This window comes from Streptomyces sp. NPDC001156, from assembly GCF_053598275.1.
The window spans coordinates 1-5,906 of the sequence record NZ_JBSFJX010000332.1 but is presented as its reverse complement, the minus strand read 5'-3'; the positions used below and the strand labels follow the sequence as shown (position 1 = coordinate 5,906).

The following is a 5,906-nucleotide window of genomic DNA, read 5'->3' as shown; positions in this document are numbered from 1 at the left end:
GCGGCCTACCCAACCGCACGCCGGGTTCGGCGGGCGGGGATGGGAAAACCGACGGCCGAAAGGCCGCACGGCGTCCCGTCCCCGACCCAACAGATCCAGGCACTGGACCGCTCGGCGCCGGTGCTGCCGATGATGCCGGGCATGCCCGAACGCCGGACCCACGACTACGTCCGCCACGGCATTACCACCCTGTTCGCCGCGCTGGACGTGGCCACCGGCGAGGTGATCAGCTCCATCCACCGCCGCCACCGGGCCGCAGAGTTCAAAAAGTTCCTCGCCAAGCTGGACAAGCAGGTCCCCGCCGGCCTCGACATCCACCTGATCTGCGATAACTACGGCACCCACAAGGCGCCGGTGGTCCGAAAATGGCTCGAGGCACATTCCCGCTTCCACATGCACTTCACGCCCACCTACTCGTCCTGGCTCAACCAGGTCGAGCGGTGGTTCGGCCTGCTGACGGACAAGCGAATACGCCGCGGAGTACACAGGAACCTCCAGGCCCTGGAGCGCGACATCCGCGCCTGGATCGCCCAGTGGAACGACGACCCGAAGCCGTTCATCTGGACCAAGGACGCCGACGAGATCCTCCGACGCCTCGCGACATATCTTGATCGAATTCCCGGCGCAGGGCAATAGGTTGGGGCAATCTGCCTCTCCAACGTCGTCACCAGGTCGAATGCACTGCGGGGCCCGACAAGGCGGACGACGGTACCTTGCCGTCGTACTTGGCCCACGAGGTCATCGATCACCTTTGCGACCTCATGGAGATCAACGTCACGCCCCTCGTCGAGCTGCTCGGCGGTCTGCCGCAGAGTGCGAGCAATGTCGGTGACGGCCTGCAGAAGATCCGTAAACGATTGGCTCGAACGGGCCTCCTGCTCGTTTTGCCGGGACCGTCGCCACTTGGCGCGCTCCAGGTAAGCGTTGCCCACGAGAGTGAGGGCAACTCCGGCCAGAGCGGATGCTACTGGGAGCACTTGAGCTGCTATGTCAGCCACGAGGAAGCAGTCTGCCAGCCGTGGAGGGCGCCCGTGCGCGTCACAGGGAGTTGTCCGCACGCGGCCCTAGGCTCGAACGCATGAGCAGTCCCATTTCGCTGGCCGCTGCCGCCCCGATCCTCGCGCGGATCATGGTGGATACCGTCCAGATCTTCCGGCCTGGCCCGGAGGTCCTGGACCCGGACACCGGCGTGTACGTGCCGGGCCCGGACATCGTCATCTACGAGGGTCTGGGTGCGGTGTTCGCCGCCGGCGGGCCGGGCCTGGTGATCTCCGTGGCGGGGCAGCCCGCCCCGGACGACCCCCGCGACAAGTACAAGCTGCTGACGCCTCTGGCCGCCCCGCTGGCGTCCCGCGAGGACAGTGTGCGGGTGATCACAGCGACCCAGGATCAGGGGCTCCTCAACCGGGTGTGGCGGGTCTTGGACCTCTCCGACGCCAACACCCTGGCAGTGGTCCGAACCACGTGGATGGACGAGTCCACACAGACGACGGGAGCATGAGCAGTGGTGGATATCGCGCAGGCCCGCACCGACCTTGAGGCGCTGATGACGGACACGGTGCGGGTCTCCCGCACGGCCGCACAGCCCGAACTGGATCCCGTGACAGGGCTGCCGGGTGAGACGCCGACGACTGTCGTGTACGAGGGGCCGGGTGCGGTGCTGTCCTCGCACGGGCAGCTCCTGGTCGCCCAAGTCCTCGGCTTCGACTGGCTGGCGCAGGGCGCGGCCTGGTACCGGCTGGTGACCCCGGTAGCAGCGCCCGTCGCCCTGCCCGGCGACCTGGTCGAGGTCATCACCGCTGAGGGTGCGGACGGCCGGACGGGCCGCACCTGGCTGGCGGAGGACGCCACGGAGGCGTCCACAGTGGAGATCGGCCGCGCCACCAGGCTCACGGAGCGGATCACGTTCGCCCCGTCGGCGATCTGACAGGGCTGTCCGTGCCGGTCCGTAGGCTGATCGGCATGGATGATCAGCTGCGTCAGGTGCGGATCACCGCCGAGCACCTCTCCGGGAAGTTGGCTCTCGACGGCCGCGACATCTCCAAACCCGTGGAATGCGGCCGCTCGCGGGAGACCGTGAAACGCTTCGACCTGGCTGGATGGGCGCAGTACGGCTACTGCGCCAGCCACAGCCGCTTCTTCTGGGGCCTGCGGCTCCACCTGGTGTGCACCCTCCAGGGCCTGCCGATCGCCTTCGCCCTGACCGGGGCCAAGGCCGATGAGCGCGAGACCCTGCTGGACCTGCTCGTGGCCGAGCCACACCTCCTCGCCACCCGACCCGGCCAGACCCTGATCGGAGACAAGAACTACTACGGCCGCGCCTTCGAACGGGAACTCGCCCAGCAGGGCCTCCAATTGCTACGGCCAACCCGCAAGGGCGAACGGCAGCTGCCCGGCGGATCCCTATTCAAGCCGTTGCGGCAGGTCATCGAGTCCGTCAATGAAACCTTCAAGGGACAGCTCGACCTCGAACACCACCGAGGACGCACACCCCGCGGCGTCATCGCCCGCGTCATGCAGCGCATACTCGCGCTGACCGCCGTGATCTGGCACAACGACAACACCGGACAAGCCACCCTCCGCCAGCTCACCTCGTACGATCACTGAGCCCTTGGACTTGATCATCTAGTGGAGAAACGCAACGCCGCCGACAAGGGATTCAACACCTGGACCCTCAACGGCATCCCCTTCAACATGGACACCAACAAGCCGGTGATGGACGTCGAGCACGGCAAGCGATACCGGCTGCGCTTCCGCAACGCCACCGATCCGCCCTACGAACGGATCACGGGACTCGATGCCGCAGTGCCACCGCGGGCCCGAGGAGCTCCGCCTGCCGATGGAAATTGGCCCCGACAAGGAGACGCTCCGCCCGGTTTACACCTACAGCACCCACCTGGCGTGTTTTATTCTTATATGGATCCACTTTCGCGGCGAACCCTTCTTCGTGCTCCGATCGCTGCCGTCGGCGCGGTACTCATGGCGACCTGCGTCGGCTCCGGCTCCGGCTCCGGCTCCGGCTCCGGCTCCAACCCCCGCTCTGGTGCTCATGGCCCGGGCACCGAGGGGAGCTTTGTTCCGCCGGGGCCGCGGGGGTATGTCAATCCCTCGGACCCAGAGGTCCTTGCCGCAGAGCGGAAGCGGGGGGTCGGGCGCGTCCGCAGCTTCAGGCTCACAGCTGCCGAGTCCAAGCTGGACCTCGGCGGGCGGTCCGTCCGGACTTGGGCGTACAACGAGGCGGTTCCGGGTCCGCTGGTGCGCGTCACTGCCGGTGACGTGCTCAACCTGACGCTCGCAAACCGGCTGTCGGCCACCACCACACTGCACTCCCACGGGGTGCGGCTGCGCTGCGACATGGACGGGGTTCCGGACCTGACCCAGAAGGCCATCAACTCCGGGACCGACTTCGTCTACCGGTTCACTGCCAAGCATCCGGGCACGTACCTGCTGCATTCCCACTTCGGCATGCAGCCCGACCGCGCGCTGTACGCACCGTTCATCGTGGACGACCCCAAGGAGTCTCTCCACTACGACAAGGAGTGGATCGTCGTCCTGGACGACTGGCTCGACGGTGTCGATGGCTCGACCCCCGATCAGGTGCTCGGCCAGCTCAAACCCGGAAGCTCCATGGACATGGGAGGCATGGGCATGGGTCCTGGGCGCAATCACCCGAGCCCCAACCGGTCGGCAAGCCCGCATGCGTCGTCGAACAGGAAGTCGGCGGGCCCCACCCGGGTGCTGCGCCACTCCCACAGCCGCATGCTCCATGGCGAAGCCGGCAGCGTCGACTATCCCTACTACCTCGCCAACGGGCGCCTGCCCACCAGCCCGTCGGTGTTCCGCTGCCGCAAGGGCGAGCGCATCCGTCTGCGCATCATCAACGCTGCTTCCGAAACCGCCTTTCGGGTCGCGCTCGGCGACCACACCATGACCGTCACGCACACCGACGGCTATCCCGTAAAGCACAAGGAGACTGACGCCCTGCTCGTCGGCATGGCCGAACGCTACGACGTCCTGGTGACCGCCCAGGACGGCGCCTTCCCGCTCGTCGCCGAGGCCGAGGGCAAGAAGGGCAACGCGTTGGCGGTGCTCCGCACCGACAAGGGCAGAAACCTTCCGGCGCCGGATGTCCGCCCGGACGAGCTCGCCGGGAAGGTCGTCCCGGCGCGGCGCCTGGAACCGGACGACTCGGTGGCCCTGCCCGACCGCCACCCCGATCGCGAACTGCACATGAAGATCACCGGCGGTATGCGGAGGTTCGACTGGGGTTTTGACCACCAGGCCTACTCCGTGCGCCAACGGCACGCGGTCCGTGCGGGGGAACGAGTACGTCTCAGCCTCTTCAACGCCACGCACATGTGGCATCCGATCCATCTGCACGGCCACACGTTCGCGCTCACAGGCGTGGATTCGGTGGGTACGCGCAAGGACACCGCGATTGTGCTGCCGCACCGGAAGCTGGTCATCGAGTTCGACGCGGACAACCCGGGGCTGTGGATGATGCACTGTCACAACCAGTACCACTCGGAGAGCGGGATGATGACAGTACTCGGGTACCAGCGCTGACACTCAGGTCTTCTTGCCATGTGGTCCGACGAGGCGTGGTCGGCCACATCCCAGGTCGTGGACCCGGAGGTCCTTTGTTGCCTGGACCGGTCGGCGGGTGGCGAACCGCACCATGGTGCCGCCCTCCTCCTGGGCGAGGCCAGGGCACATGTGGAGCTCTGCGGGCTCCTGCGCATGCTCCGGCCTGGCCTCGAGGCATGGGACACTGCTGCTCGCGTTCGGGGCTTTCCGGAAAACAGCGGCTCCTGCACGGTGAACTGCAGGTTCATCGGGCGCCCGATGGGTGTCGTCGACCGGGCCGGCCACGGCGAGCAACTGATTCGGCCGCGTGCCTGGACCTCGTACGGTTGCTTCTGCAGCGTGGCCTGTGCCAGTGGTGCCAATGCGCCTGGTGCCACTGGCTTCTGGCCGCCGCCATGTTGCGCATGAATGTCGTCCGGTGCAAACGATCAGAGGTGACCTGCCACGAAGTCGGCCACCTGTGCGCCAAGTTGCTGTCCCGCGCGGTTATCGAGAGAGGTGTGCTGGCCGGACCAGATCCGGCTAAGCCACGCTTCGGTGAAGGCCATGACATTAGCCCGAGCCGTCGGGATCCCGGCGCCGGGCGCGATCGCTGCCGCGCCGGTTACTCCTCCGGACACGGTGATGCTGACAAGGTAGGAACGATCCAACCGACGGATCAGCTCCTGTGGAGTGTCGCTGGGGTGGACTCGCCGCAGGCGCTCGACGTTCTTCCTCGCCAGCGGCTGCTGGGCGACCAACGCCTTGTCGAGAGTCTGTTGGACCAGGCGCTTGGCGTCATCGGCCTTGCTCATCGGGATTCTGGTCCTCTCGGATCGCGAGCGCCTCGAAGGCGTCGGTGTACGGCCAAATCTGAAGCCAACGCTGATGGTGCGGGTGGGTACGTCGATTCTGAAAAGCGGGTCCGTCCCGCACCCGCGCCGTCCCGGCGGAGAACACCGCTCAGTGGCAGATCCCGGCCGATCCCGCCGCCGTCTGCGAGGCCCGGGCGTGGACAACCCGTCACTCACCAGGTGGGGGCTGGACGACCTCCTCTTCACCACCGAACTCATCGTGAGCGAGCTGGTGACCAACGCCATCCGCTACGGTCGTCCGCCGGCGGTGCTGCGTCTGATTCGCCACGACGTCCTGGTCTGCGAGGTCACCGACTCCAGCACCAGCCACCCCCGCCTGCGGCGGGCCCGCACCACCGATGAGGGAGGACGCGGTCTGTTCCTCGTCGCTCAACTGGGCGCGCGCTGGGGCTGCCGTCATGGCCGGAACAACAAGACGATCTGGTCCGAACAGCTCATCAGGTGTCCGCACTGACCGGCGACCCT

General features: G+C 66.9%; 5 protein-coding genes and 2 pseudogenes. 6 read left to right on the top strand and 1 reads right to left on the bottom strand.

Annotated features, from left to right (window positions below):
• From ACWDA7_RS49395 to ACWDA7_RS49375, 5 genes and pseudogenes are all read left to right on the top strand, one after another.
• Window positions 1-636: IS630 family transposase (locus ACWDA7_RS49395; RefSeq protein WP_450614332.1), on the top strand; the 636-nt coding region annotated here is incomplete at its 5' end.
• Between the two features lie 442 nt (window positions 637-1,078).
• Window positions 1,079-1,501 carry a DUF6093 family protein gene (locus ACWDA7_RS49390; RefSeq protein WP_450614330.1) on the top strand — a complete coding sequence of 141 codons (423 nt, stop codon included), beginning with the start codon at window positions 1,079-1,081 and terminating at the stop codon, window positions 1,499-1,501.
• 6 nt (window positions 1,502-1,507) lie between these two features.
• Window positions 1,508-1,927 carry a DUF6093 family protein gene (locus ACWDA7_RS49385; protein ID WP_450614328.1) on the top strand — a complete coding sequence of 140 codons (420 nt, stop codon included), beginning with the start codon at window positions 1,508-1,510 and terminating at the stop codon, window positions 1,925-1,927.
• Window positions 1,928-2,040: 113 nt separating this feature from the next.
• Window positions 2,041-2,607: pseudogene (locus tag ACWDA7_RS49380) on the top strand (transposase); the annotation flags it as partial.
• 309 nt (window positions 2,608-2,916) lie between these two features.
• Complete coding sequence (locus tag ACWDA7_RS49375; protein WP_450614334.1) at window positions 2,917-4,566, top strand: multicopper oxidase family protein; 1,650 nt, start codon at window positions 2,917-2,919, stop codon at window positions 4,564-4,566.
• Window positions 4,567-5,015: 449 nt separating this feature from the next.
• Here ACWDA7_RS49375 and ACWDA7_RS49370 read toward each other — a convergent pair whose 3' ends face one another.
• Window positions 5,016-5,381: a hypothetical protein gene (locus ACWDA7_RS49370; protein ID WP_450614327.1), complete on the bottom strand. Its 366-nt coding sequence runs from the start codon at window positions 5,379-5,381 to the stop codon at window positions 5,016-5,018.
• A gap of 113 nt (window positions 5,382-5,494) precedes the next feature.
• On the opposite strand from ACWDA7_RS49370, the pseudogene ACWDA7_RS49365 reads away from it, so the two are divergent.
• Window positions 5,495-5,895 (top strand): annotated as a pseudogene (locus ACWDA7_RS49365) (ATP-binding protein); the annotation flags it as partial.
• Between the last annotated feature and the right edge of the window lie 11 nt (window positions 5,896-5,906).

What these genes read in the sequence shown, in the direction of transcription:
- ACWDA7_RS49390 (WP_450614330.1), top strand. Translation starts at nt 1,079, where the DNA reads ATGAGCAGTCCCATTTCGCTGGCCGCTGCCGCCCCGATCCTCGCGCGG.
- ACWDA7_RS49370 (WP_450614327.1), bottom strand. Translation starts at nt 5,381, where the DNA reads ATGAGCAAGGCCGATGACGCCAAGCGCCTGGTCCAACAGACTCTCGAC.
- ACWDA7_RS49375 (WP_450614334.1), top strand. Translation starts at nt 2,917, where the DNA reads ATGGATCCACTTTCGCGGCGAACCCTTCTTCGTGCTCCGATCGCTGCC.